Below are 25751 nucleotides of genomic sequence, written 5' to 3' on the forward strand. Positions count from 1 at the left end.
CCACTATAAAACATTTCTATGCAAAAAATAAAAACGGCACTACTCTCCTACGGAATGTCTGGAAAAGTATTCCACGCTCCTTTTCTCGATTTACATCCCGGTTTTGAAATAACAGGCGCTTGGGAACGCAGCAAAAAGCTCATACAAACGGATTTCCCTGAAGTAAAAAGCTACGCCACTTTAGAAGCTTTACTCCAAGACGATTGCGATTTGGTAATTGTGAATACGCCTGTGGGAACGCATTATGAGTACGCCAAACAAGTCTTGCTCGCCGGAAAACACGCCATAGTAGAAAAAGCCTTCACCACCACCGTTGCCGAAGCCCAAGAACTAGCTGCTTTGGCCAACGAAAAAGGACTGCAATTGGCCGTTTTTCAAAACCGAAGATGGGACAGCGACTTCAAAACCGTTCAAAAAATACTTCAGGACAAAATTCTAGGCGATATCGTGGAGGCCGAAATTCATTTTGACCGCTACAATCCCAATTTGAGTCCAAAAGTCCACAAAGAAACCCAAAACGCTGGTGCTGGAATTCTGAAAGATTTAGGGCCTCATATCATCGATCAAGCCTTGTGCTTGTTTGGTTTTCCAGATGCCGTAAACGGAGACATTCGGATTACTAGAGCCCATTCTTTAGTAGACGATTGGATTGATATCACCCTATTTTATCCCGACCTAAGAGTCCGACTCAAAGCTAGTTTCTTTGTGCGCGAACCGCATCCATCGTATACGCTTCACGGCAAAAAAGGTTCGTTTCTAAAAGCCCGTGGCGATGTGCAAGAAGACGAATTAAAATTAGGTAAAAAACCCAATACCACAGATTGGGGCACCGAACCCGAACACCTAAAAGGACTGCTCCACACCGAAAACAACGGAACGATTATCAAAGAATTCGTTTCTACAGAGCAAGGCAATTACTATGCTTTTTTTGAGGGAATGTACCAAGCCATTCTTCACGGAAAAAAAGTACCCGTTTCTGCTGCTGAAGGCGTTCAAGTGATGCAAATCATAGAAGCGGCAATCGCTAGTCATCAACAACAGCAAAGAATTAAGGTAAGTAGTTTTGATTAAAGTTCAAATAAAATTTAACCACATAGAACCATAGATTAATAGTACAAGGGTATAAAGAGAAAATAGAAATAGTGTTATTTCTCACATAGTATTATGTAGCTATGTGAATAGTAAAACGTCTATACCTTTCTTTGTAAAACTATAAATTCTATGATTCTATGTGGTAAAAAAATAAACACAACGTATTTAAATTATAAACAATATCGTTGTAAATCATTAAAATGTGTTATTATGACACAATAAGCCGTTCTTTTTTGTAATTTTGGCGCTTAAAACTCTAAAAACCAATCCTTTGATTTACCTCAACTTCTTAGGGCGGCTTAAACCCAAAGGGAAATACAAAAAAGCCTACGCCGAAGCAAAAGTCTCTTACCTCAACAGAATACGTTGGGCAGTGGCAATGTTTTATTTCGGAATGGGACTTACATTTGCCACTTGGGCAAGTCGCATTCCAACCATCAAAACAGCTTTGCAACTTAGTGAAGGTACCTTGGGAACCATCTTATTTGCGCTTCCAGTGGGGCAACTTACTATGATGTTTTTCTCAGGAAAATTGGTCACACGTTATGGAAGTCACAGAGTATTGCCTGTCTCAATTTTATTATATGCTGTTAGTTTGACCAACTTAGCTTTGGCACAAAACGCTTGGCAATTGGCTCTCGGACTTTTTGCCTTTGGACTTACCGCCAACTTAACCAATATTTCGGTAAACACCCAAGGCGTCTATACCGAAGGCCTTTTTAAACGCAACATTATGTTGTCTTTTCACGGAATGTGGAGCTTGGCTGGTTTTACAGGAGCCTTGGTGGGCTTGGGAATGTTGGCTTTAGATTTAACGACCTACACCCATTTTATTATTGTCGCTTGCATCGTTTTAGGACTGGTAGCCTTCAATTACAAATTGCTCATCCGCGCCAAAGAAACCCAAAAAACCGAAAAGAAAAAACCCTTTTTCAAACCCGACCCCACCTTAATTTGGCTTGGCGTTATTGGTTTTTGTTGTATGGCTAGCGAAGGCGTAATGTTCGATTGGAGTGGCGTATATTTCAAAGACGTTGTCAAAGTTCCGGGTCCTTTAGTCGTTTTGGGCTACACTTCCTTTATGATTATGATGGCCAGCGGCCGCTTTTTCGGCGACCGTCTTACCCAAAAATGGGGACGCAAAAAAGTAATGCAAATCAGTGGGTGTGTCATTTCTACAGGTTTGTTCACCGCCGTATTTTTTCCCTACATCATTCCCGCAACCATCGCCTTTATGTTTGTTGGACTAGGCGTTTCGACCATCATTCCAACTTTGTATAGTATCGCAGGAAAACACCCAACCATACCAACAGGCGAAGCGCTTACCGCTGTCTCAAGCGTAAGTTTCCTCGGCTTTTTAATGGGACCACCCGTTATTGGGCATATTGCTCAAGCTTTTGGTTTGCAATTTTCATTCGCATTTATTGGCATTTTCGGATTTTTAATCGCCCTAATGGTATCCAAAATAAAAATTGATGCCTAATTGTAAGGAGCACACGACCCTGCTTTTCCAGACGAGTTGTCCTGCTGTACGCTATATCTTTTTTCCCTAGCTCACCGTTTTTCAAACGGCCAGCTAGGAAAAAAAGGATGCCGCTCCCATCAGGGCTAGACGAGAAATTTTGGCTTTTCATCACAAGAAAAAAAATTTCAATCGTTATCGTACAAGTTAATAGTTTTTTTATTACATTTATAAAACGTAATCAATGATTATCAGTCAGTTATAAAAAAACACTTTTAAATACCATTTTTTTAAGCAACGCATTTGAGTTTCGTGCTCAAATTTCCAAAAACGTTTTATTAATTAATGGGAGTGTTGCACTCCACAAAACTGTTGTATTGGAGGATTCCATTATGTTGGGTCCTCCAATGGAGCAGTACTTTATTTTTTATAAACGCCTATGCTGAAAAAATTATCTGTTATTGGTTGCCTTTTATTCATTCAAAAAAATTACGCACAAAACACGGCTGGTTTTACCCTCAAAGTAATCGAAGCCCAATCCCAAAAAGCGCTGCCCTCAGTGGTAGTTAGTATCCAAAACACTAGCTTTTTACAACTTACCTCCGCTTCTGGAACCGTGCTTTTCGACCAGTTACCGCCCAACACCTATTATGTACTGCTTCACAGTCAAGGCTACAAAGACCAATTATTAGCCGTTACCGTTGCTCCCAAAACCATCACCGATTTAGGGACCATTCCACTCTCCACAGACCCAATGGCCGAAATACAAAGCGCCACCATCGCCCTATCCGAAGAACAATTGAATGATGATTTCAATGGTTCAGAAAGTACCGCACCGTTATTACAAGCGTCTCGAGATGTGTTCCAGCAAGCCGCCGCTTTTCAATGGGGACAAAGCCGTTTTAGGATTCGTGGACTCGATGCCGAAAATGCCACTTTACTGCTAAATGGATTAACATTAAACAAAGTATACGATGGTCGTCCCCAATGGGGTGATTGGGGTGGCATTAACGATGTGCTGCGCAACCAAGAAATCGTTATTGGTACTGCCGCCTTTGACTACAGTTTTGGCGGACTTTTAGGCGCACAACACATCAGCACCAGAGCCTCTAGTTATCGGGCTGGTTCCCGAATTTCTTTTGCTGGAACCAATACCACCTACAACTGGCGAGCGATGGCAACCTATGCCTCTGGAATAAGCAAAAAAGGCTGGGCGTTCGTGGTTTCGGCTGGCAAACGAATCGGTGAAAATCCGTATTTCGAAGGAACGCATTTTGACGGCAACTCGGCTTTCATCAGCGTTGAAAAACAATTCAATGAATACCATTCGCTCAACTTTACGGGGATTTATACTCCCAACTCAAGAGCCAAAACCGCTCCCAATACCGCCGAAGTATTTAATTTAATGGGGTCGCGCTACAATTCCTATTGGGGCTTTCAAAATGGCAAAAAACGAAACGCCAGAATCAAAACCGTAGAAGAACCGCTACTCCTACTCAACCATTATTTCAAAATCAACGACAAAACGCAGCTACAATCGGGAGTACTTTATCAGTGGGGCAACATCAGCAATAGCAATATCGATTTTCAAAATGCCAACAATCCCGACCCTACCTATTATCGCAAAATGCCAAGCTACTACACTTCGTTGTACGAAAAAGACAATGGCGAATTTTCAGGCGCTTTTATTCCTGATGAGGAGAATGCCGAAAAAAGTCGGTTAGCTTTTTTAGAAAATCCACAAATCAACTGGTCGGCACTCTATCGAGCCAATCAACAACCGATTTTAAATTCGAATGGAACCATCATTGGCTACGAACCTTCCAAGAGCAATTATATCGTCTATGAAGACCGAGCCGACGAAACCGTCCTAGCCGCGAATACGCTTTTGAATTCTCAACTTTCAGAAACTGTTGCGGTAACGGCTGGCGCGAATTTTAAAAGCTCAAAAACACAACACTATCAAAAAGTAATCGACCTTTTGGGCGGCAGTTATTTTGAAGACATCGATGCGTTTTATAACGGTAATCAAGCCCAATCCGATTTGAATCATCCCAACCGACAAGTAGTCGAAGGCGATACCTATGGCTATAACTATTTTATAAGAGCGCAAGTAATTCAAGCGTTCACCCAGTTCCAATTCCGATTCCGAAAGCTGCAATTTTATCTTGGACAGGAATTTTCAATGACCAAGTATCAACGCGAAGGGTTGTACAATAACGGACTCTATGAAAACAATTCTTTGGGCAAAAGCAATTCAATCAACTTCGAGAATTTTGGTTTCAAAGCAGGAATGACCTATTCGCTTTCGGGAAAACAAGCTGTTTTATTTCACGCTGCTCACCTAAGTAAAGCCCCTACGATTCAAAACAGTTTTCCCAATGCCCGCTTGAACAATAGTATTGTGAACGGCCTTACCAATGAAACCCATAGCAGCATTGAAGCAACCTACTTGTATCGAACGCCAATCATAAAAGTAAGAGCGACTGCCTATTATTCTTATCTAAAAAACACCACCGAAAATTCTTTTTTCTACGCCGAAGGTATTTTCGATGATGGAGCGGGTTACACCAATACCGATGCTTTTGTGGGGCAAACGCTTACCCAACTCGACAAACAAAATTATGGCGCAGAACTAAGTATTGAATATCCCATTAGTGCCACACTCAAAACAACTTTAGCTGCCGCTTACGGACGCTACACTTATACCAGCAACCCCAACGTTACCATAACGAATGATGCCCAAGCATCGCTAGACAACACCAATCCTGTTTTTGATTTTGGAAAAGCCATCCTCAAAAATTACCATCAAGCAGGTTTACCCCAACAGGCCTATAGTGCGGGATTAGAATATCGCAATCCTCACTATTGGTGGATTGGTACCAACATAAACTACATCACCGAATCCTATATCTCCGTTTCCCCCATTGCCAGAACGTCTATTTTCTTCCGAAATCCAGCCAATGGTTTTCCTTTTCCTGAAGCCACCGAAGAACGAGCCAAGGAATTACTGCGTCAAGAAAAATTAGAACCTATCCTACTCCTCAATCTCACTGGTGGAAAAACGTGGAGAATCAAAGGGAAAACACTCGGATTGTTTATGAGTGTTACCAATCTTTTGGACACCCAATACCAAACGGGTGGGTATGAACAAGCCAGAAATGCCAATTTTAGACAACGCAATCAAGATGTCTCAAGCGGGACTCCCAATTTTGGTAACAAATATTTCCAAGGCTATGGCCGCAATTATTTTGTCTCTCTTTATCTGAATTTATAATCAACCTCATTAAAATTAAAAAGTATGAAACGTTATATTTCTTCTCTTTCAATCCTTTTTGTCTTTTCCTTCTTCTTGACGAATTGTGCTCAGGAAGATTTTGATATTCCAAAATTAGAATGCACCCAACCCGATTTAAAAGTCAACCAAACCGTGGCTCAAGTGAAAGCCAACGCCAATGCGATTGTGGCGCAATATCCTTATGACGATAGTATCGAAGCCTATGTGGTTTCGAGTGACGAAGGCGGGAATTTTTTCAAAACCATTAGTTTTCAAACCTTGGCCACGCCTACTTCGCCAGCCATTGGTTTTAGTGTGCCTATCGATGCCACCAACTTGTACATCGATTTTCGATTGGGCAACAAAGTCTACCTTAAACTCAAAAATCAATATACGGATATCAATTACGGTGGACTCAGAATTGGGGCTATATATGTCAATTCCTATAACGAAGGTGGCGTGGGCAGACTCTCCCAAAACGATTATAAAAAAGTGCTGTTCCCTTCTTGCACCATTATCGAAGAATCGCAATTGACCAAAGCTACAACCATTCCCGAACTGCTGAATGACGCCAACTTAAACACTTTGGTAGAATTGCAAAACGTACAATTTACTGCCGATGCTGTAGGACGAAAATACTATGAGGAAAGCGAAGATATTGGTGGCGGCACCAATTGGAATTTGATGGACCAATTGGGGAATCAGGTTATTTTTAGAACCTCTAGTTTTGCCAATTTTGCCACCAAAACAGTCCCAAAAGGAAGCGGAAAAGTCAAAGGCATTTTGACCAAATTTGGCACCGATTACCAACTTATCGCCCGTTCCGAAAAAGATGTGAACTTAACAGGCGCTAGTATCACGCCCTTCTTCAAAGAAGATTTTGAAAAAGTAGTCGATAAAACCAATCTAAGTTTACCCGGCTGGACAAATCTAGCCCAAAAAGGAACTCCAGTATGGAAAGGCACCGTTTACAATGGCAATGGGTACGCCGAGTTTGCGATTTCGGGAACCAAAGTAGTTTCGAATGTGGCTTGGCTAATTTCTCCCAAAATCGACTTAGATATTCACACCAATGAAATCTTGACCTTCCGCTCGGCTCAACATCATCTCGATGTTGATTCGCCTCTGAATACCTTAGACGTTTTTATTTCCACCAATTTTGATGGCGTAAACATTGCCACCGCCACTTGGACTCCTTTAAAAACCACAGTCCCCAAACAGGCTACTCCTTGGTACCAATTCATCGGCTCGGGTGCCATAGATTTAAGTACGTTCAAAGGCAAAGTCAATATTGCCTTTCGCTACACAGGTTCGGGAAAAAATGCCGCATTAGACGGTGCTTTTATGGTGGATGATGTGCAAATTTTTGGGGATAAATAATGAATAATAAAATCACCCAATAGCAAACTTAGTAGAATATAAATAATTTTGTTTACTGCGAATATTCGCAGTACATTTACAAAGTAAAATCAAACCAATAAAATGGAATTAACCGACCAAGAAAAGGAATTGATTGAGCAAATTAGAAATTATAAAAATGCCAAACATAATCCTTCTAAAACGTTAAGAGTTTTAATAGTAGAGTTGTTTTACAATTTATTAGACGGCTAACTTGAAAAATTATGTTTCATAAAATATAGTAGTATGAAAGTAGCAGACAAAAAAACAGCAAGACAGCAATTAGATGATATAATTTTAGATATATCTTGGGCAGATATTGCTAAAACCTATTTTGGTAAATCGAGTTCTTGGATGTACAACAAACTCAATGGTAGAGATGGAAACGGCGGTCACGGCGAATTTACTGATGAAGAAAAAGAAATGCTACGAAATGCTTTGTTTGATATTTCGGCACGAATTAGAAAGGCTGCTGAAAATCTAGAATAGCACTCTTTTTTACCCACAAAGAAATGATTTTCTAAATCGCGTTTACTAAAAATCATTTTTGTATTTTGGTCGTCCCAAATCAATACTAAACAAAAATGAAAACCTATTTCGCGGCCTTCGCTCTGATGGCTTTTTCGTATGGCTTACAAAGTCAAACCTTAGACAAATCGTTGCAATTAAAACAAATTGCCGTAGTTAAGACCAATTTTAGAAACCTAAAAAGTGGTGAAATGGTCAACAAAACCTATGCTTTTGACAACGGAAAACTAACCACCATCAAAACCTCGGATGTAACCCAAAGTTTCTTTTACAACAAAAAAGGATTACTCGACCACACTGTAAAAGACCGCAACGGAAGCAATTGGAAAGAAGTAATTAGCTACGCTTATGACACTGAAGACCGCTTGATTTTGTTTACCAAAAAGTACGACGAAGACGGTAAATTTGTAACCAAAACCGTAACGTATACCTATGACGGCTCCCGAATTAAGCAAGTCACCAAAAAAAGTACCACCCAACAACTTTTTGTGGAAGAAGTAGATTTTGTAGTCGAAAACGGAAAAGTTGTACGCCGTTCCGTTCGTGACCGAAACAAACAAATCATTCACAAAACCGAATTCTATTACGACAAAGAAAATCAAACCAAACAAACCGGCCTTTTGGGCGACAAGACCATCAAGTATTTTGGTTATGATGACAAAGAATCAGCGAATTTGTTGATGGTGAAAAATATTTTTGGTCCCAATTACCAAGTGATTGTTCCTTTGGTTTCGTTCCAAGAAGAGGAATTTGAGTTTACGTTTATAAGTCCTAACAACGAATTAAAATTTACCTCAACTGCCAACACAATTGTTCGAGCGGGAACGTTTAAGTACAATGCTCAAAATTATCCTGCCTCTTATTCCCTTATCGAAGACAGCGGAATGATTAAAACTGTAAAAACCTATACATACGAACCAACGTCGGTTTTTAACGGAACAGCATCAGAAGTACAAAGCAAATGATTAAATTTGCGACTTATTTGATGATATGTTAGAAAAAGAAAAAATAAATTTCGAAAAAACGGCTATCGTCGGGATTGTTACTCAAAATCAAAGTGAAGACAAACTGAGTGAATACCTTGACGAACTAGAGTTTTTGACCTTTACTGCTGGTGGACAAGTGGTAAAACGCTTTTGGCAAAAAATGGACAAACCCAATCCCAAAACGTTTTTGGGTACAGGTAAAATAGACGAAATTCATCTTTTTGTAAAAGAAAATGACATTTCGACCTTGATTTTTGACGACGAATTAACGCCTTCGCAACAAAAGAATATCTCCAAAATTATCGACTGCAAAATCCTTGACCGAACCAATTTAATCTTGGATATTTTTGCGCAACGCGCCGAAACTTCTTATGCCAGAACGCAGGTAGAATTGGCACAATGCATCTATTTGTTGCCTCGCCTTTCGGGTTTATGGACACACTTAGAACGACAAAAAGGAGGAATCGGGATGCGTGGTCCGGGGGAAACCGAAATCGAAACCGACCGACGTATTGTTCGTGATCGTATCTCGTTGCTAAAAGATAAAATCAAAACCATCGACAAACAAATGGGGATTCAGCGCAGCAATCGCGGTGCTATGGTTCGTGTCGCGCTGGTAGGATATACCAATGTGGGCAAATCAACCTTGATGAATGCGGTGGGCAAAAGCGATGTTTTTGTAGAAAATAAATTGTTCGCTACCCTAGACACTACCGTTCGAAAAGTGGTCATCAAAAACTTGCCTTTCTTGCTTTCGGACACCGTTGGATTCATCCGAAAATTGCCTACGCAATTGGTCGATTCGTTCAAAAGTACCCTAGACGAAGTACGCGAAGCCGATTTGTTATTGCACATTGTAGATATTTCGCACCCTGATTTTGAAGACCATATCGCTTCTGTAAATCAAACCTTGTTGGACATCAAAGCCAATGACAAACCTACACTTATGGTTTTCAATAAAATCGATGCTTACCAACATTTAACGATAGACGAAGACGATTTAATGACCGAAAAAACGCCGCGTCACTTCACACTCGACGAATGGAAACAAACTTGGATGAGTCGTGTGGGCCACGAAAACGCCTTGTTCATCTCGGCCACCCACAAAGAAAACTTCGAGGAATTTAGAGAACGAGTATACGAAGCAGTGCGACAAATTCACATCACGCGCTTCCCTTACAACAAATTCTTGTATCCAGATTATAAGGATGCCATTGAGAAAGAAGAAAAAGAATAATACTAAAAAAGCCCTTTTGAGAACCATCAAAAGGGCTTGTTTTTGTTACTAACCTCATCCAAATATATTCCAAATGCTTTTTTAAAGCCTATTATTTATCATAAATCAAGGTTACAATACCTGAAGAATAAGACACCGTTGCTGAAAGTGACCATAAGGTTTCCATAGGTTGATTAGGAAATAAAGAAATCCCATCTCCAATAATTATTGGAGCAATAGTCAATTGCATTTGGTCAATCAATTGGTGGTTTAAGAAAAAAGTAATCAACTCCCCTCCTCCAATTAGCCATATATCTTTATCACATTCTAATTTTTTTTGGTTAACAAACTCAACGATGTCATTGGTGAGCAAAAAAGTATCAGGGGTGCTTACTGAAAAGTCCTGCTGCTGTGAAATTACATACGATTCGATTCCTTGATAAGGCCATTCCACTCCAAAACCAAGTATTTCCTCATAAGTGCGTCTTCCCATAAACGCAACTCCTATTGTGTCATAAAAAGCTTGATATCCATAATCCGATTGATTAGGATTTGGAATGTTAAAAAGCCAATCTAAATTCCCATCATTTCGGGCAATTTTACCATCTATTGTGGTGGCGATATACAAAATTACTTTACTCATCAAGTGAAAAAATTTATCAACTGCTAAAACCCATAATTCACTCCTAAACCAAAAACCTGTCGGGTTTGAAATCCCTGAAAAGCGTTGTCGTCATAAATGGCTTGAAAGTTCAAATTGGCTGATAAGAATCTATTAATTTTCATTACGATAGCCAATGAATAATCCATATCTACATTTTGAGGGTCTTCTAAATAATTGGTGTAAAGATTCAGCGTATTTTCAGCAGAAACATTCGTCATTAAGTTGAATTTATAATAAGCCGAAGTGTAAAAACCCAATTCATATCGCAAGCTTTTATTCGCATCTACCCCAAAATACGCTCCGTCTACATAACCCGGTTGCGAAGTATAAAAATCGTCTACGAAGGTCATTTTAGAAGTAAGTGGCGCAAAATTCAAACGCAAATGGTCTCCTTTTTTCCAGAACAAACCAGGACCAAAAGTAAGATACCCCGGCGATAAAAAGTTGGTGTTTTCGGTTCTTATCTCGGCTCCATTAGCATCTTTTCCGTAAATATAACCACGGGTAAATTGAGTTCTAAAATTCAGGAACAACGAGTAGTACCAATTCCCAAAAGCGTGTTGTCCTAGCGTAGAATTGAATTCGAAACGGTCGTCGGTTTTTTTCTCAAAATCGGCATTCTTGGTTTGTAGTAAACCATAAGAAGCAATGATTTTGTTGTCCCAAGTTAGCTTGTCTTTTTTGTAATTGAAATCATAGTTGATGCCTAAATTTCCAGACAAGTTGTTTTCCCCTCCTGCAATCCAGTTATTGAAGTTGGACTGGCTGAAAAGAAAAGCGATATTTCCCTTTTTACGCCAACCATTAGGTAAAGTATCATTGATGTTCTTAACCGCAGCTTCGGTGTTTTTGATTAGCTCTTTCTCGGTGTTTTGTGCTTGTGCTTCAGTAACGGAATAAAGCAAAAACAGGGTAATTACAATGGCTCTCATTTCGTTTGGTTTTAAGGTTCTTACTCAAATGTAGTAAAAACCATTAAAACACTGAAAAATAAATGGTTATAAACTCCTAAAAATCATAACAAAAAGAAAAATTGTAGCTCCCTAACCCCGATAGAAGCGAAAATCCTTTTGTGCTGGGGTTCAGCACAAAAGATTATAGCGGATAGCGGGACTTTGCTTCCTGAAAATGCCCATTGCTGGGGTTTCTAAAAAAAATTACGTTTTGGGCCTTTTGTACAAAGGCACTGCAGAACAAGCCTCACCATACATAATGCTTTTGGCTAAAGGTTGCAGTTTTTGAATTGCGGCTATGTAAGCACTCTCTGGAACGGGCTTTTTGGAACAGCCCTTTAGTATTACTGCCTTATCCAAATAGTCTGAATAATCTATCGTATTCAGAACCTCGAGATACAAGGCTGTGTTAAGTTCAGGAACGGTTCCCAATACCACTTTCTTGGCATAAGGCACCAAATAAGTAGCCGCCAATATGCAGGCCCAAGCAGGAACAATTGCATCTGTACCACAATATACTGCCACATAATGACCTTGATATTGGGTCCAATCGTGTTGCTTTAATGCTTGTCTGTACTCTGTTTCTTTGAGTAAGAATCCCTCGACTAGCCATTGTGATATATCTATTTGAGAACGAATACCAACAGGCCAATAATCTTCTAAATCAAAAACTTGTAACGAACTGTTCGCTACTTTATTAATTATTTCGTCCATTTGAAAAGTTTATAGTTTGTGGTTTATAGTTTAAAACAATAAACCACAAACTTTATAACTGTTATAACATTCCCAATTCTAATTTAGCTTCTTCGCTCATTAAATCCTTGCTCCAAGGTGGGTCGAAGGTGATTTCTACATCGGCATCTTTTACGTGCTCTATCGATTTGATTTTCTCTTCTACTTCTCTTGGTAAACTCTCTGCCACAGGGCAATTTGGTGAAGTTAAAGTCATCAAGATTTTTACTTCATAATCGGTATTGACCATTACATCATAAATCAATCCCAATTCATAAATGTCTACTGGAATCTCTGGGTCGTAAATCGTTTTTAATTTCTTTACGATGGCTTCTCCTAACTCGGCGGTGTTTATTTCTTCTGTCATTTTTTTTTGTTTTTAAAACATATGAGTTTTTATTCTATTTAAACCATATAAGGCATTGAAGGCCATATAAGATTTCTCTATTGTATAATTTTAGAAATTATTTGAAACTCAAAAATACAAGTCAAAAGTCTATTATTTCTATGTTTAAATGTTTAATTATTTTTTGCATCAAACGCCAAAGCATACATTTTGATGTTTTTAATCATCGATACTAAACCATTGGCTCTGGTAGGTGACAAATGTTCTTTAAGTCCAATTTCATCAATAAAATCCATCTCTGCGTTCAAGATATCAGCAGGTTTCTGGTTCGAGAATGCGCGAATTAAAATGGCGATTATGCCTTTCGTCAAAATCGCATCACTATCGGCAGTGAATACAATTTTATCCTCTTTTTGCTGGCCTTGTAACCAAACTTTCGACTGGCATCCTTTGATTAAATTATCATCGGTTTTGGCAGCTTCCTCGATTAAAGGCAAATTTTTTCCTAACTCAATAATGTATTCGTAACGCTGCATCCAGTCGTCGAACATTGAAAATTCATCTACAATTTCGTCTTGTATTTCTTTGATACTCATGCTTATTTTTCGCTATATGAAACTAATAAGGTTACTATTTTTTCTATGTCTTTTGGGGGATATCCGTGGTCAAAACTTTTGGATATGTAGGCCTTTCCTCCATCTGAAATGGCTAGGTTGGCAATGGCTGCTCCATCATATAATCGCTTTGCTGTTGGCGCTTTCAATGAAGGTACTTTTTCCAAATTCAATACAGAAAAGACACTTTCAAGCTCTTTCATTTCTTGCGCTGTCAGCACAACTTCATAGGGCTTTTCATTCCTACCTTTGATGACCCAAACTTTTTGATTTTCGACCCAAACACTCAAATATACTCCTCTAGATTGCGCAGTATACGTGATGGATGAAGTACTAAAATCATTGATTTTTTGACTTTTACAACTACTCATGATAACAAAAACAAAAATCAATTGACTAATCCACTTCATCTTTTTTAGGTGTTTATGACAGCATCATTTTGGCTTTTTTTACCGCCTCCACTAAGCTATCGATTTCTTCTTTGGTGTTATAAAACGAAAAAGACGCTCGAATCGTTCCTGGAATTTCAAAGAAATTCATAATCGGTTGGGCACAATGATGTCCCGTTCGAACGGCTATTCCTAATTTATCGATAATGGTCCCAATATCATATGGGTGAATCCCGTCTATATTAAAAGAAATTACCGAAGTTTTATTTTCTGAAGTACCAAAAATACGCAAGCCTTCTATTTCTAACAAGCGTTGTGTACCGTATTCTAAAAGTGCCAACTCTTGGGCCTGAATGTTTTCAAAACCTATGGCATTCATATAATCTACCGCAGTTCCAAGGACAATTCCTCCAGCAATATTAGGCGTTCCTGCTTCGAATTTATGTGGTAAATCGGCATAAGTGGTTTTTTCAAAAGTTACCTCTTTTATCATTTCTCCTCCACCTTGATAGGGTGGTAATTTATTTAACCAAGCTTCTTTTCCATACAAAATTCCAGTACCTGTTGGTCCACACATTTTATGTCCTGAAAAAGCATAAAAATCGCAATCCAAGGCTTGAACATCAGGTTTCAAATGCGGTACCGCTTGCGCTCCATCGATAAAAACAGCTGCTCCAAATTCGTGCGCTTTATCAATGATGTGTTTTATGGGATTAATCGTTCCTAAAGCATTAGAGATATGATTTACCGTAACGATTTTGGTTTTTTCGGATAGTAATTCATCAAATGCAGACAAAATTAATTCTCCTTTTTCGTTCATCGGAATAACCTTTAGCGTAGCGCCTGTACGCTCGCAAAGCATTTGCCAAGGCACAATATTGCTATGATGCTCTAAAGCAGACACCAATACCTCATCGCCTGATTTTAATAGAGAAGCAAACCCATTCGTTACCAAATTCACACCATGAGTCGTACCTGAAGTAAACAATACTTCGTGGGCGTGCTTGGCATTGATATGGTGTTGTATTTTCCCTCTGGACAATTCGTAAGCATCTGTAGCTAATTGGCTCAAGGTATGCACGCCACGATGAATGTTGGCGTTAATTTCTTGGTAATACTTTGCAATCGCATCAATCACTACTTGTGGCTTTTGCGAAGTCGCTCCGTTATCGAAATAAACCAAAGGTTTACCGTTGACTTTTTGAGAAAGGATTGGAAAATCGGCTCTTATTTTTTGAAGATCTAACATGACTTAATTTAGAATTTTTCTAAATACAAAAGTAGTGAAACTGAAACTATTTTCTACCAAACAGTTGTTAATAAAACTTAATACCAAAATAGGCATCATTTATAGCTAAAACCATTCGTAATTTGAGCAAGGAAAGAAAAAAATAAAACCCAACACAAGGTTTCCTACTTTTTACTACATTGCTTAAAAATAACATTTTATGAAGAATATAATTAAAAGCATCGGAATCCTTCTTTTGCTTGTTTTGGGTTACATTGGCTATACCACCTATCCTAAACTCGATTTAATCTCTGGTTTTTCGGCCAAAAGTATGGCTTCAGGACATTTTATTGACCATCGCTCACAAGAGATGATCGAAAAAGGAGATAACGATATTGACCTGATTGACCTTGCCAAAAATGAAATCGATGACAACGCCAAAACCGCTACTTCATCTGTTTACGGATTAAAAACTAGAAAAGCGATTTATCGAGAAGGTTTAGGGGCCACCTTAATCAATGATGATTTTGATGCTTCAAAACCCTATTTAATACCAAAACGCAACTTTACAAAAAAAAATTTGCCCTTTCCCTATGGAAATAATGAGCCCAAAGACACTGTTTTTGCTAATGTGGATTATTCAAAACTAACAGCCGCAGTAAACAATGCCTTCGATCCAAAAGGGCAAAAGAAAAAAAGATCAAGAGCGGTTTTAGTAATTTATAAAGACCATATTATTGCCGAAAAATACGATACTGGATTTACCAAAAACAGTAAAATTTTGGGATGGTCTATGACTAAAAGTATCACTGCTACTCTTTTTGGAATACTCCAAAAACAAGGAAAATACGACATCAACAAACCCGCTCCAATTCCCGAATGGCAAAAGGATGAACGAAAAAAAATCACGACCAACGATTTGTTACATATGAATTCTGGATTGGAATGGGAAGAAGCCTATGATAAAATATGCGATGCTACCAAAATGTTATTCATAGCAGAAGATATGGGACGTGTACAGCTTGAAAAACCAGCCGCCTTCGCTCCCGATACGCATTGGAATTACTCCTCGGGAACTAGTAATTTGTTGTCTTATATCTTGCGTAAGCAGTTCAAAACCCATCAAGAATATTTGGATTTTTGGTATGCACAATTGATTGATCGAATTGGAATGCATTCCATGCTAATCGAAACCGATATGGTTGGTAATTATGTTGGATCATCTTATGGATGGGCTACCGCAAGGGATTGGGCGAAATTTGGGTTATTGTATTTACATAAAGGGAACTGGAACGGTGACCAAGTTTTTGATCCCAGTTGGGCAAATTATGTAAGCACACCTACCAAAGATTCTAACGAAGGCTATGGAGCACACTTTTGGCTGAATGCCGGTGGTCATTTCCCTGCCGCGCCGCGTGATATGTACTCTTGCAACGGCTACCAAGGACAAAAGGTGTTTATTATTCCGTCTTTGGATTTGGTTATTGTTAGAATGGGATTAAGCGATGAAGGAAAATATGATGTCAATGAATTGTTAGCAGGTGTGATTGGAAGTTTTAAAAAGTAACCTCTACCCTATTAAACCACAAACCCGACAACTTTCTAAATTGTCGGGTTTGTGGTTTTTAAATTATTTTATTCCGAGTAAATCCTTTTTCAATTGTTCGTCTACAGGGTTGTTGGAAAGCCAAATTCCAAATAATGCAATTTTAAAATCAATCCCAGGAACGGTTCCTTTTAATTCATCATTTTTATACACATACACAGAAGCATCTGCTGGATTGTATATCAAATTAAAGACATCTTTCTCAACAATTTGATCGGATAAATAGCTTTTAAATTTTTCAATTCTTGGACGTAAAGCCTCCAAGTTGGCTCCCGCAGAGCGTTCAAATCCACTATTAAAATTTCGAGTCAATTTTCCTGAGGAAACCATAGCAGAAGTAATTTGGATACGAATTGCCATTTCCGTATTGCTTTGCATCACTTCAAAAGGTTTGTCGCTGTAAAAAGATTGATAAAGCGCCTGAACATAGACATCAACCCACATTTTCGATCGAACACCAAAACCGCTTAACTCCATCACTTTTCCTTTAAATTCAAGTGTTCTAGGAATAACTACACCATTAGCGACAAATGTATTTTGAGCAGAAAGTGAGGTAAATTGAAAAGCAACAAACAATACGGATAAAATAATTTTTTTCATATATGTAAAATTTATTGGTTAAGCATTTTGGAATACTCCGTCTTTGGTTTTTGGCGTCAGCAAAAAGTAGCTGTCAATGACAAAACATACTTTGATGTACTAAAATCTACTCTCTAAAACTGCGTTTATATAATTGATAAAAATTTCGCTTTAAATTAAGAATAAAAAAATATTCTTACGTTAAAAATACTAAATTTTTAATGCTCTTCGTTTTTTACTAGAAAAAAATTATTCTCTTTAGTTTTGTAAATCTTTAATTTTTTGATCTACAGTTCCAACCTCAAACAAGCGCATAATTTTGAATAAAAAAACAGGAATTCCGCCCAAATTGGTTATCAATTTTGCTTTTTGAGCTACTTTTACATCTCTAATTTTAATAGATTCTTCTGCCTTATTTCCTTCAAGAGGAGCTAATTCTAAAGCATATTTCCAAGCACCTTCTCTAGCTTTTTGCATGCTAAAATCGATAAGAAAAGTGTCTATGGATTTTGTTTTTTCTAGAATCCACTTTAAAATTGGCCAAACTTCGGTCAAATCCTTCTCAACATCGGCCACCAAAGAAGATAAAATAGTGTTAATAGTATTGAAATCATTTTGCAAACTATGAATTTCGTCTTTTGGGCTTACTTGAGCCGCTGCAATTCCTAAATCAAGGTTGATGTGTGCGTTCATTCCGAGTAATAAATGCTGCAATACAATAATCCAATAATTATCTGCTTCTACAAAAGCTGCTTCCCAAGATTTAGATGTAGTTTCCTTTGCCTGATATTGATAATACGCTTTGATATACCGATTGGCAAAAATTACGTCTAATTTTTCCATTCTTGGGCCGTTTTCAAAGGTTCCGTTTTGAATTCCTTCTTTTACTTTTTGTGTGACTTTGAGATAAAGTACCGCAAAATACCCTTTGGTCGATTTTTGTGTAATGGATTGTTGAATAATTTCTTGAAGCAATTGTATCACTTCGTCAATTGTGGTTGCTTGAGGTATCATCGATTACTTTTTTATAAAATATTTATTATGAATAGTTTAAGTTCATAATATTACAAAAAAATAATTTTTAAAAGAAAACCTATTCTTCAAGAATGAAAAAAGGACAAAGTTTAAGGTTAAACTTTGTCCTTTTTGAGAGGTTTAAAAGATATATTTCTTAAGATTTAGATTTACAAATCAAATCCTAGTTTCACTCCTAATTTATCAGCTATAATAGCGGTAATTCGTTTTTTAAGTTCCGGGATTTTGATGTTTTCGATTACTGCATTCGAGAAAGCGTACATCAATAATGCTTTGGCTTCTTTCTTAGGAATCCCGCGTTGTTGCATATAAAACAAAGCCGTTTCATCCAATTGACCAACCGTACAACCGTGAGAACATTTTACATCATCGGCAAAAATTTCTAACTGTGGTTTAGCATTGATAGTAGCTTTATCACTCAACAAAATATTGTTACTTTTTTGGAAAGCATTGGTTTTCTGAGCTTCTTTTTCTACGAAAACTTTCCCATTAAAAACACCTGTCGCTCTATCTGAAAATATTCCTTTGTAATCTTGAAAACTTTCGCAGTTTGGCGTAGCGTGGTTTACTAAAGTATAGTGATCAACGTGTTGCTTCTCTCCTATTATCGTAATTCCGTTTAGCGTACTGGTAAGACGTTCACCAAAATGATAAAAGTTCAAATTGTTTCTAGTTAAGTTTCCTCCAAAAGAAAAAGTTTGTACGGAGACATGACTTTCTTGTTTTTGAGAAACATAGGTATTATCAATTAAGTTCGCTTCGGCAGCATCATTTTGAATTTTATAGTAATCCACAATAGCGCGTTTTGCAGCAAAAATTTCGGTAACTGAATTGGTCAATACCGCATTTTCATTCAAACATTGGTGTCTTTCTATGATTTGCACATGCGAATTCTCGCCTACAATCACCAAATTACGCGGCTGAACCAACAAAGCTTTTTCAGAACCCGTAGAAAAATACATGATTTCGATAGGCTTATCTGCTACTTTACTTTTTGGAATATTGATATAAGCACCTTCATTAGCAAATGCCGTATTTAAAGAAGTCAATGACTCGTCTTTACTTGCAATTTGATTAAAATAGGTATCAATAACCATTTTATATTTAGGCTTGTTTAATGCCGATGACATCAAACAAACATCAATTCCGTCATGGGTAGTTGAGGACAAATTCGAGCTAAATACTCCGTCTACAAAAACCACTTTATAGCTATCTATTTCGTGTAAAAAGTATTTTTTTACATCTCTATACTCAATCGTATTTTCGGTATTTGGAAAAACGCTGAAATCATTTTTTAGAATAGCATTTAAGGATGTATACTTCCAAGCTTCCTCTTTTTTGGTTGGAAAACCTTTATTTTCAAAGTTCTTTATTGCGGCAGTACGAATATCATGAAGATCCGTTTGGACATCAATCTTTTCTTCGAAAGCCATAAAGGACGATACTAATTTTTCTCTTAACATAGTTTTACTGTTTATGGTTTATGGTTTTAGGTTTATTGTTCCTTAAGGCAACAATAAACGATAAACTACAAACATTTTTTACGCTTCTTGTTCTTGTTTGATCCAGTCGTATCCTTTTTCTTCTAGCTCATAGGCCAATTCTTTGGTACCGGATTTTACAATTTTACCATTGTATAAAACGTGTACAAAGTCAGGAACGATATAATCTAATAAACGTTGGTAGTGCGTGATTACTACAATGGCGTTTTTATCGCTTTTTAGCTTGTTTACGCCATTCGCTACAATTCTAAGCGCATCAATATCCAAACCAGAATCTGTTTCGTCTAAAATAGCTAATTTTGGCTCTAACATCGCCATTTGAAAAATCTCGTTACGTTTCTTCTCTCCTCCAGAAAAACCTTCGTTAAGTGAACGAGATAAAAACTTACGATCAATTTCTAACAATTCTGACTTTTCACGAATGACTTTCAACATTTCGTTGGCTGGCATTTCTTCTTTACCATTCGCTTTACGTGTTTCGTTGATCGCCGTACGCATAAAATTGGTTACAGAAACTCCTGGAATCTCCACTGGGTACTGAAAAGAAAGAAATACTCCTTTGTGCGCTCTTTCTTCTGGACCTAATTCCGCAATATCTTCGTTGTCTAAGATAATTTCACCCTCGGTTACTTCGTAGTTTTCATTTCCAGCAATAATGGCCGAAAGTGTACTTTTTCCAGCACCGTTAGGTCCCATAATCGCATGTACTTCGCCAGCCTTTACCTCAAGGTTGATTCCTTTTAATATTTCTTTGTCGCCTATCGAGGCGTGTAAATTTTTTATTGATAACATTTTTCGAATGTGTTTTTTAATACTATATATATTTTAACCTACTGATCCTTCTAACGAAATTTCCAATAATTTTTGGGCTTCCACAGCAAACTCCATCGGTAATTTATTCAAAACGTCTTTACTAAATCCGTTTACGATTAAAGCGATGGCTTTTTCGGTTGGGATTCCACGTTGGTTACAATAAAACACCTGATCTTCACCAATTTTACTTGTTGTAGCCTCGTGTTCTATTTTTGCTGTTGGATTTTTACTTTCGATGTACGGAAAAGTATGAGCACCGCAATTATTACCCATTAACAATGAGTCACATTGTGAAAAGTTACGAGCATTTTCAGCTCTTGGGCTAATCTGTACTAAACCTCTATAACTGTTTTGTGATTTTCCTGCCGAAATACCTTTAGAAATAATAGTCGATTTGGTATTTTTTCCCAAATGAATCATCTTAGTTCCCGTATCGGCTTGTTGAAAGTTATTGGTTACTGCAATAGAATAAAACTCTCCTACTGAATTATCTCCTTTTAATACACAAGATGGATATTTCCAAGTTACAGCTGATCCTGTTTCTACCTGAGTCCAAGATATCTTAGCATTGGTTTCGCATAATCCTCTTTTGGTTACAAAATTATATACCCCGCCTTTTCCTTCTTTATTTCCTGGGAACCAGTTTTGAACCGTTGAGTATTTAATCTCCGCATTATCCAAAGCGATTAATTCTACCACAGCAGCATGCAATTGATTCTCGTCACGACTTGGAGCCGTACAACCTTCTAGATAAGAAACATAACTCCCTTCATCAGCAATGACCAAGGTGCGCTCAAATTGTCCTGTTCCAGCTTGGTTAATTCGGAAATACGTAGATAATTCCATCGGACAATGCACTCCTTTTGGTATATAACAAAAAGAACCATCTGAGAAAACCGCCGAGTTTAAAGCAGCATAAAAATTATCTTTTTGTGGCACAACTGTTCCTAAATACTTACGAACTAATTCTGGATGTTCTTTAATAGCTTCAGAAATAGAACAAAAGATAATTCCTTTTTCACCTAATGTTTTCTTAAAGGTTGTAGCCACTGATACTGAATCTACTACGATATCCATAGCCACATTGTTCATCATTTTCTGTTCATCTACAGAAATGCCTAATTTTTTATACATTTCTAAAAGCTCAGGATCCACATCATCTAATGTCTTGTTTGGATCTACTGCTTTTGGCGCTGAATAATAGGAAATAGCTTGAAAATCTGGCTTTTCATAATGCACATTCGCCCATTCTGGTTCGATCATTTCTTGCCAAGCACGAAACGCTTCAATACGCCAATCCGTCATCCATTCTGGTTCTTCTTTCTTTTTAGAAATGGCACGAACAATATCTTCATTTAAACCAATTGGAAAAGTTTCAGCATCCAAATTAGTATAAAATCCGTATTCGTATTCTTTATTTTCTAATTCGATTTTTAAATCGTCTTCAGTGTATTTACTCATTTTTTTGTAATAAAAATTTAAAAATCTAAGGTCTTAAAGTCAGTTTATAGTCTTCCTACATTTTGGCTTTAAACGTTAGACTAAAGTGAAAATGACTCTCCACAGCCACAAGTTCTTTGCGCATTTGGATTATTGAAAACAAAACCTTTACCATTTAATCCGCCAGAGAACTCTAAAATAGTTCCCGCCAAATAAAGAAAAGATTTTTTTTCTACTGCAATTGTAATATCATTGTCAACAAATATCTTGTCGTCCTCGCCTTTGGACTTGTCAAATTTTAAATCATAAGACAAACCTGAGCACCCTCCGCTTTTTACGCCTACTCTCACGTAGTCGCTGGCAGCATCAAAACCATCTTCTTGCATTAAATCGATGATTTTCTTTTTGGCTGTATCAGAAACTTTTATCATGTGTTTGTTTTTTTATTTTAATTAAAATTTCTTGCTGTGATAACACTATAAATTGATGATAAATCAATCTTATATTGATTTTGTCTAAATTAACTGCAAATGTATTACATTAAAAAGTTTTTGTTGCTCTTCTTAACATTTTTATGATTGATAACTCGATAAGAAAAATTGATACTACTATTACATAAAAAAATAATATATTTAGCCAATCGTATTTATTAACAAGAAAAATAACAAATCCAAAATGGAAGAAACAACTACCAAAAAACTTGAGTACCAATTGTCTTATACCGGAAAAGGTGGCGATTTTTTTAGCATCATTATTGTTAACTGGCTATTAACATTGATTACATTAGGTCTTTATTACCCTTGGGCTAAAGCCAAACAACTTAATTATCTGTATGGAGAAACGCATCTTAATGGTGACTCATTCGCGTTTCATGGTACCGGAAAAGAAATGTTTAAAGGTTTTATCAAAGCCCTACTTATTTTCGGAACACTTTATGGGTTGTTATTTTTATTTATTTACTTAGAAATTCCTGCAGTGGGTCTAATCCTTTTTTACTTAGGCTTTTTGGCACTTTTACCATTGGCTATTCATGGTTCTTACCGTTATAGAATGTCTAGAACTTCTTGGAGAGGGATCCGGTTTGGTTATAGAGGCGATCGTAAAGAATTTACTTTAAATTTCTTCAAATGGATTCTTTTAACTATCGTTACCTTAGGTTTTTATAGCTTTTGGATGTCGATTAATATGAGAAGATATGTTCTTGGAAATGTTCGTTTTGGAGATGCTGAATTTAATTATAGCGGAGACGGAACAGATTATTTCTTTTTGTACATAAAAGGTTATTTTTTGACTATCATTACTTTTGGTATCTATATTTTTTGGTGGCAAAAAGACTTATTTGATTACTATGTTTCCAATTTAAGTTTACACAAAGACGACAAAGAATTACAGTTGACCTCTACAGCTACTGGTGGCGATTTCTTAACATTAGGAATAACAAACCTTTTGATTTTGATTTTTACTTTAGGACTTGGATATGCTTGGGTAGCTACAAGAACAATGAAATATATTTTCGAACATATTGAAATTGAAGGAAATATCGATTTGGACAGTCTTACGCAAACAGAGGAAAACTTCAAAGATGCAACAGGCGAAGACATTAGTGACTTCTTAGATTTAGGATTTATTATTTAAAAAATGACTACAGCTTCTAAAAGTGTTTTTTACGACGGACAATCATCTGTTCCCAAAAATATTCAGTTATGGTTTGATTCCAATACTGGACAATTTACGTTCGAAATAGAAAATAAAATTGTTGACAATGAAGAATTGGAATCGTATCCTAAACCTGTAGAGTCCTTTACTTGGTTAATGAGTGATATCGTTTTTGAGAATAGAAGTAATGTTCTGTTTTTACAACACGGTCAAGATCCTATTCAAAGTATTAAAATAACAGATGTTGCTTTAATAACCACCATCAATCAGTACAGAAAAGATTCGGGTCAACTAAATTGGTATCAAACGCTTATACAAAAGCCATTACAATTTCATGTTTTATTAGCGCTTTTTCTGTTAGCAACCATAGGAGTATCGTATATCTATATTTTACCATGGGTTGGAGAGAAATCTGTAGTGTTAATTCCAGAAAGTTATGACGACGCATTGGGTGGCACTTTTATAGATGAAAACTCTCTTTTGGGGACTAATGATACTTTGAAATCAAAACTTCTCAATCAATTTGCAGCTGAATTACAATTGAATAACAAAAAAAGATTGAAATTTAATGTAATCGACTCAGAAATTATGAATGCCTATGCGTTACCTGATGGAACAATAGTGGTATACACTGGTATTTTAAATGAAATGAAAAGTTATGATGAGTTAGTTGGTTTAATAGGTCATGAAGCGGCACACGTAAACAACCGTCATTCTATGAAAATGCTTTGTAGAAATCTATCTGGCTATATATTTATTTCGACAGTTTTGGGCGATGTAAATGGGGTTATGGCAGTATTAGGCGACAATGTGAATACTTTACAGTCCTTATCTTTTTCAAGGGAATTTGAACGAGAAGCAGATGAAGATGGATTTGCAATTGTAACCAAAAATAAAGTTAATCCTAAAGGTATGGTGACTTTGTTCAAACGTTTACAAGAAGAACACAGTATAGAAGTGCCAGAGTTTCTGAGTACGCATCCAGTCACAAAAGACAGGATTGAAACTATAAAAACATTAATCGACTCGAAAAAGTATTCTTACGAACAAAATACAAACTTGAAGTCAATTTTTGAAAAATTGAAAAACTAAAAAAAGCCGCTTTGATTATTTTCAAAGCGGCTTTTTTATCATAAATGGTGCGAAGCACCTCGAAAAAATTTTTATTGACAAGCAATTTTATTCACTCTATTTTGATGTCTTCCACCTTCAAAATCAGTTGTTAAAAAGGTTGCTACAATCTCAACAGCTTGTTGAATAGAAGTGTAACGTGCTGGAATACTAAGAACATTAGCATCGTTATGTAAACGTGTTAAATAAGCAATTTCTTTGGTCCAACAAAGACCAGCTCTTACACCAGCGTGTTTGTTTACCGTCATTGCAATTCCATTTCCACTACCACAAATCACAATTCCAAAATCGGCTTTACCTTGTTCTACATCATTGGCAACAGGATGTCCAAAATCTGGGTAATCTACTGAATCCTCTGAATCTGTTCCATAATTAGTTACTTCGTGTCCTAAAGATTCTAAATAGTGAACAATAGCTTTTTTATAATCCGGTCCTGCGTGATCGTTTCCGATAGAAATTTTCATTTGTCAATGTATTAAGTTGTGAGAATGCAAATTTAACCAATCTAATTGAGTTTTGATGATAAATTTTACTTTTACAACGGCTAACATAAAGTACTTATTTTGCTAAAAATCACAAAAAAAGTAGCGTACATTTAACTCACATACTACGAGTATTTTAGCTGTTTTCAACAATTTTTATATTTCTATAAAATACTAAAAATCAAATCATTTACTTTAATTAAAATGTTAATTTTTTGCAGTGTTAATAGCAAAACGTAATTACTTGATATTCAGTTAACTTTAAATTAACACAAAATGTTAATAAGTTCGGAAAGAAAATTAGAAGTTTTTTTAGGTAGTATTTAAAAAAAATGTAATCCAAAATTGGAATGAATTAAACAAAAAAAGTTTGGCTAATTTTTGGAATATTTATCAATAACTATTTATAGTTTATTAACAAGTTTTTTAAAATTACTTATTTACATTTTTATTTAAAATTTGGTTATCAACCGTTGTTAATTAAAATTAAAAAAGAGCTAAAAATAAACCTTTTAAGTATTAAAAACAGTGTTAATAACTCTAAATAAAAAAGTAAAACTCCATATTTAAGCAATTAATAAAAAAATTATTGCCATTATTAACACGCTATAATAACCATTAA

General features: G+C 36.6%; 25 protein-coding genes. 11 read left to right on the top strand and 14 right to left on the bottom strand.

Features of this window, described 5'->3' with window-relative positions:
* Window positions 1-18 precede the first annotated feature (18 nt).
* From ACSVH9_RS04065 to hflX, 8 genes are all read left to right on the top strand, one after another.
* Window positions 19-1071, top strand: a complete 1053-nt coding sequence (locus ACSVH9_RS04065) for a Gfo/Idh/MocA family oxidoreductase (protein ID WP_438062602.1) — start codon at window positions 19-21, stop codon at window positions 1069-1071.
* 292 nt (window positions 1072-1363) lie between these two features.
* Window positions 1364-2575 (top strand): MFS transporter, encoded by a 1212-nt coding sequence (locus tag ACSVH9_RS04070; RefSeq protein ID WP_438062603.1) that lies wholly within the window; start codon window positions 1364-1366, stop codon window positions 2573-2575.
* A gap of 418 nt (window positions 2576-2993) precedes the next feature.
* Entirely contained in the window at window positions 2994-5831 is a 2838-nt protein-coding gene (locus tag ACSVH9_RS04075) for a TonB-dependent receptor (RefSeq protein ID WP_438062604.1), read from the top strand.
* Between the two features lie 24 nt (window positions 5832-5855).
* On the top strand, window positions 5856-7211 hold the full coding sequence (locus ACSVH9_RS04080; RefSeq protein WP_438062605.1) for a DUF5689 domain-containing protein: 1356 nt from the start codon (window positions 5856-5858) through the stop codon (window positions 7209-7211).
* A 102-nt stretch (window positions 7212-7313) separates the two neighbouring features.
* Window positions 7314-7442: a hypothetical protein gene (locus tag ACSVH9_RS04085; RefSeq protein ID WP_255478099.1), complete on the top strand. Its 129-nt coding sequence runs from the start codon at window positions 7314-7316 to the stop codon at window positions 7440-7442.
* Between the two features lie 33 nt (window positions 7443-7475).
* Entirely contained in the window at window positions 7476-7718 is a 243-nt protein-coding gene (locus tag ACSVH9_RS04090; RefSeq protein WP_438062606.1) for a DUF5053 domain-containing protein, read from the top strand.
* Between the two features lie 95 nt (window positions 7719-7813).
* Window positions 7814-8722, top strand: a complete 909-nt coding sequence (locus ACSVH9_RS04095; protein ID WP_438062607.1) for a hypothetical protein — start codon at window positions 7814-7816, stop codon at window positions 8720-8722.
* A gap of 25 nt (window positions 8723-8747) precedes the next feature.
* A complete protein-coding gene (hflX, locus tag ACSVH9_RS04100) occupies window positions 8748-9980 on the top strand; it encodes a GTPase HflX (protein ID WP_315141312.1) in 1233 nt (410 codons plus the stop codon).
* Between the two features lie 91 nt (window positions 9981-10071).
* On the opposite strand, the gene ACSVH9_RS04105 is transcribed toward hflX, so the two are convergent.
* The 7 genes from ACSVH9_RS04105 to ACSVH9_RS04135 all read right to left on the bottom strand — a co-directional run bounded on the left by ACSVH9_RS04105 (window position 10072) and on the right by ACSVH9_RS04135 (window position 14906).
* On the bottom strand, window positions 10072-10602 hold the full coding sequence (locus tag ACSVH9_RS04105) for a dihydrofolate reductase family protein (RefSeq protein WP_438062608.1): 531 nt from the start codon (window positions 10600-10602) through the stop codon (window positions 10072-10074).
* Window positions 10603-10625: 23 nt separating this feature from the next.
* Complete coding sequence (locus ACSVH9_RS04110) at window positions 10626-11555, bottom strand: DUF3078 domain-containing protein (RefSeq protein WP_438062609.1); 930 nt, start codon at window positions 11553-11555, stop codon at window positions 10626-10628.
* Window positions 11556-11780: 225 nt separating this feature from the next.
* The gene (locus ACSVH9_RS04115; RefSeq protein WP_298300216.1) at window positions 11781-12290 is read right to left on the bottom strand and encodes a DUF2480 family protein; all 510 of its coding nucleotides are present in this window, start codon (window positions 12288-12290) and stop codon (window positions 11781-11783) included.
* A gap of 61 nt (window positions 12291-12351) precedes the next feature.
* Window positions 12352-12675, bottom strand: coding sequence for an SUF system Fe-S cluster assembly protein (locus ACSVH9_RS04120; RefSeq protein ID WP_159688849.1), 324 nt, complete (start codon window positions 12673-12675; stop codon window positions 12352-12354).
* Window positions 12676-12827: 152 nt separating this feature from the next.
* Window positions 12828-13250 carry a SufE family protein gene (locus tag ACSVH9_RS04125; RefSeq protein ID WP_300977687.1) on the bottom strand — a complete coding sequence of 141 codons (423 nt, stop codon included), beginning with the start codon at window positions 13248-13250 and terminating at the stop codon, window positions 12828-12830.
* Window positions 13251-13252: 2 nt separating this feature from the next.
* Window positions 13253-13678, bottom strand: coding sequence for a hypothetical protein (locus ACSVH9_RS04130; RefSeq protein ID WP_438062610.1), 426 nt, complete (start codon window positions 13676-13678; stop codon window positions 13253-13255).
* Window positions 13679-13691: 13 nt separating this feature from the next.
* Window positions 13692-14906: an aminotransferase class V-fold PLP-dependent enzyme gene (locus tag ACSVH9_RS04135; RefSeq protein WP_438062611.1), complete on the bottom strand. Its 1215-nt coding sequence runs from the start codon at window positions 14904-14906 to the stop codon at window positions 13692-13694.
* Between the two features lie 199 nt (window positions 14907-15105).
* Between ACSVH9_RS04135 and ACSVH9_RS04140 the strand changes: the two genes are divergently transcribed.
* On the top strand, window positions 15106-16452 hold the full coding sequence (locus tag ACSVH9_RS04140; RefSeq protein ID WP_438062612.1) for a serine hydrolase domain-containing protein: 1347 nt from the start codon (window positions 15106-15108) through the stop codon (window positions 16450-16452).
* Window positions 16453-16515: 63 nt separating this feature from the next.
* On the opposite strand, the gene ACSVH9_RS04145 is transcribed toward ACSVH9_RS04140, so the two are convergent.
* From ACSVH9_RS04145 to ACSVH9_RS04170, 6 genes are all read right to left on the bottom strand, one after another.
* Entirely contained in the window at window positions 16516-17091 is a 576-nt protein-coding gene (locus ACSVH9_RS04145) for a chalcone isomerase family protein (RefSeq protein ID WP_438062613.1), read from the bottom strand.
* A gap of 237 nt (window positions 17092-17328) precedes the next feature.
* Window positions 17329-18084 carry a DUF5995 family protein gene (locus tag ACSVH9_RS04150; RefSeq protein WP_438062614.1) on the bottom strand — a complete coding sequence of 252 codons (756 nt, stop codon included), beginning with the start codon at window positions 18082-18084 and terminating at the stop codon, window positions 17329-17331.
* A gap of 170 nt (window positions 18085-18254) precedes the next feature.
* The gene (sufD, locus tag ACSVH9_RS04155; protein WP_438062615.1) at window positions 18255-19568 is read right to left on the bottom strand and encodes a Fe-S cluster assembly protein SufD; all 1314 of its coding nucleotides are present in this window, start codon (window positions 19566-19568) and stop codon (window positions 18255-18257) included.
* Between the two features lie 78 nt (window positions 19569-19646).
* Complete coding sequence (gene sufC / locus ACSVH9_RS04160; RefSeq protein WP_315141340.1) at window positions 19647-20399, bottom strand: Fe-S cluster assembly ATPase SufC; 753 nt, start codon at window positions 20397-20399, stop codon at window positions 19647-19649.
* A 33-nt stretch (window positions 20400-20432) separates the two neighbouring features.
* The gene (gene sufB / locus ACSVH9_RS04165; RefSeq protein WP_300978464.1) at window positions 20433-21881 is read right to left on the bottom strand and encodes a Fe-S cluster assembly protein SufB; all 1449 of its coding nucleotides are present in this window, start codon (window positions 21879-21881) and stop codon (window positions 20433-20435) included.
* 80 nt (window positions 21882-21961) lie between these two features.
* Window positions 21962-22291, bottom strand: a complete 330-nt coding sequence (locus ACSVH9_RS04170) for a HesB/IscA family protein (RefSeq protein ID WP_159688812.1) — start codon at window positions 22289-22291, stop codon at window positions 21962-21964.
* 244 nt (window positions 22292-22535) lie between these two features.
* Between ACSVH9_RS04170 and ACSVH9_RS04175 the strand changes: the two genes are divergently transcribed.
* Both ACSVH9_RS04175 and ACSVH9_RS04180 read left to right on the top strand, forming a co-directional pair.
* Window positions 22536-23495: a YjgN family protein gene (locus ACSVH9_RS04175; protein ID WP_438062616.1), complete on the top strand. Its 960-nt coding sequence runs from the start codon at window positions 22536-22538 to the stop codon at window positions 23493-23495.
* Window positions 23496-23498: 3 nt separating this feature from the next.
* Window positions 23499-24608 carry a M48 family metallopeptidase gene (locus ACSVH9_RS04180; RefSeq protein ID WP_438062617.1) on the top strand — a complete coding sequence of 370 codons (1110 nt, stop codon included), beginning with the start codon at window positions 23499-23501 and terminating at the stop codon, window positions 24606-24608.
* A gap of 71 nt (window positions 24609-24679) precedes the next feature.
* Here ACSVH9_RS04180 and rpiB read toward each other — a convergent pair whose 3' ends face one another.
* A complete protein-coding gene (rpiB, locus tag ACSVH9_RS04185) occupies window positions 24680-25111 on the bottom strand; it encodes a ribose 5-phosphate isomerase B (RefSeq protein WP_159688804.1) in 432 nt (143 codons plus the stop codon).
* Window positions 25112-25751: the final 640 nt, after the last annotated feature.

Origin of the sequence: Flavobacterium sp. RSSB_23, from assembly GCF_051547145.1 — a bacterium.
Lineage (GTDB): Bacteria > Bacteroidota > Bacteroidia > Flavobacteriales > Flavobacteriaceae > Flavobacterium.

Coding starts and splice junctions, on each gene's coding strand:
- ACSVH9_RS04080 (WP_438062605.1), top strand. CDS start 5,856: ATGAAACGTTATATTTCTTCTCTTTCAATCCTTTTTGTCTTTTCCTTC.
- ACSVH9_RS04065 (WP_438062602.1), top strand. CDS start 19: ATGCAAAAAATAAAAACGGCACTACTCTCCTACGGAATGTCTGGAAAA.
- ACSVH9_RS04150 (WP_438062614.1), bottom strand. CDS start 18,084: ATGATACCTCAAGCAACCACAATTGACGAAGTGATACAATTGCTTCAA.
- ACSVH9_RS04085 (WP_255478099.1), top strand. CDS start 7,314: ATGGAATTAACCGACCAAGAAAAGGAATTGATTGAGCAAATTAGAAAT.
- ACSVH9_RS04125 (WP_300977687.1), bottom strand. CDS start 13,250: ATGAGTATCAAAGAAATACAAGACGAAATTGTAGATGAATTTTCAATG.
- sufC (WP_315141340.1), bottom strand. CDS start 20,399: ATGTTATCAATAAAAAATTTACACGCCTCGATAGGCGACAAAGAAATA.
- ACSVH9_RS04105 (WP_438062608.1), bottom strand. CDS start 10,602: ATGAGTAAAGTAATTTTGTATATCGCCACCACAATAGATGGTAAAATT.
- ACSVH9_RS04170 (WP_159688812.1), bottom strand. CDS start 22,291: ATGATAAAAGTTTCTGATACAGCCAAAAAGAAAATCATCGATTTAATG.
- rpiB (WP_159688804.1), bottom strand. CDS start 25,111: ATGAAAATTTCTATCGGAAACGATCACGCAGGACCGGATTATAAAAAA.
- hflX (WP_315141312.1), top strand. CDS start 8,748: ATGTTAGAAAAAGAAAAAATAAATTTCGAAAAAACGGCTATCGTCGGG.
- ACSVH9_RS04135 (WP_438062611.1), bottom strand. CDS start 14,906: ATGTTAGATCTTCAAAAAATAAGAGCCGATTTTCCAATCCTTTCTCAA.
- ACSVH9_RS04130 (WP_438062610.1), bottom strand. CDS start 13,678: ATGAAGTGGATTAGTCAATTGATTTTTGTTTTTGTTATCATGAGTAGT.
- ACSVH9_RS04095 (WP_438062607.1), top strand. CDS start 7,814: ATGAAAACCTATTTCGCGGCCTTCGCTCTGATGGCTTTTTCGTATGGC.
- ACSVH9_RS04120 (WP_159688849.1), bottom strand. CDS start 12,675: ATGACAGAAGAAATAAACACCGCCGAGTTAGGAGAAGCCATCGTAAAG.
- ACSVH9_RS04145 (WP_438062613.1), bottom strand. CDS start 17,091: ATGAAAAAAATTATTTTATCCGTATTGTTTGTTGCTTTTCAATTTACC.
- ACSVH9_RS04140 (WP_438062612.1), top strand. CDS start 15,106: ATGAAGAATATAATTAAAAGCATCGGAATCCTTCTTTTGCTTGTTTTG.
- ACSVH9_RS04110 (WP_438062609.1), bottom strand. CDS start 11,555: ATGAGAGCCATTGTAATTACCCTGTTTTTGCTTTATTCCGTTACTGAA.
- sufB (WP_300978464.1), bottom strand. CDS start 21,881: ATGAGTAAATACACTGAAGACGATTTAAAAATCGAATTAGAAAATAAA.
- sufD (WP_438062615.1), bottom strand. CDS start 19,568: ATGTTAAGAGAAAAATTAGTATCGTCCTTTATGGCTTTCGAAGAAAAG.
- ACSVH9_RS04175 (WP_438062616.1), top strand. CDS start 22,536: ATGGAAGAAACAACTACCAAAAAACTTGAGTACCAATTGTCTTATACC.
- ACSVH9_RS04075 (WP_438062604.1), top strand. CDS start 2,994: ATGCTGAAAAAATTATCTGTTATTGGTTGCCTTTTATTCATTCAAAAA.
- ACSVH9_RS04180 (WP_438062617.1), top strand. CDS start 23,499: ATGACTACAGCTTCTAAAAGTGTTTTTTACGACGGACAATCATCTGTT.
- ACSVH9_RS04115 (WP_298300216.1), bottom strand. CDS start 12,290: ATGGACGAAATAATTAATAAAGTAGCGAACAGTTCGTTACAAGTTTTT.
- ACSVH9_RS04090 (WP_438062606.1), top strand. CDS start 7,476: ATGAAAGTAGCAGACAAAAAAACAGCAAGACAGCAATTAGATGATATA.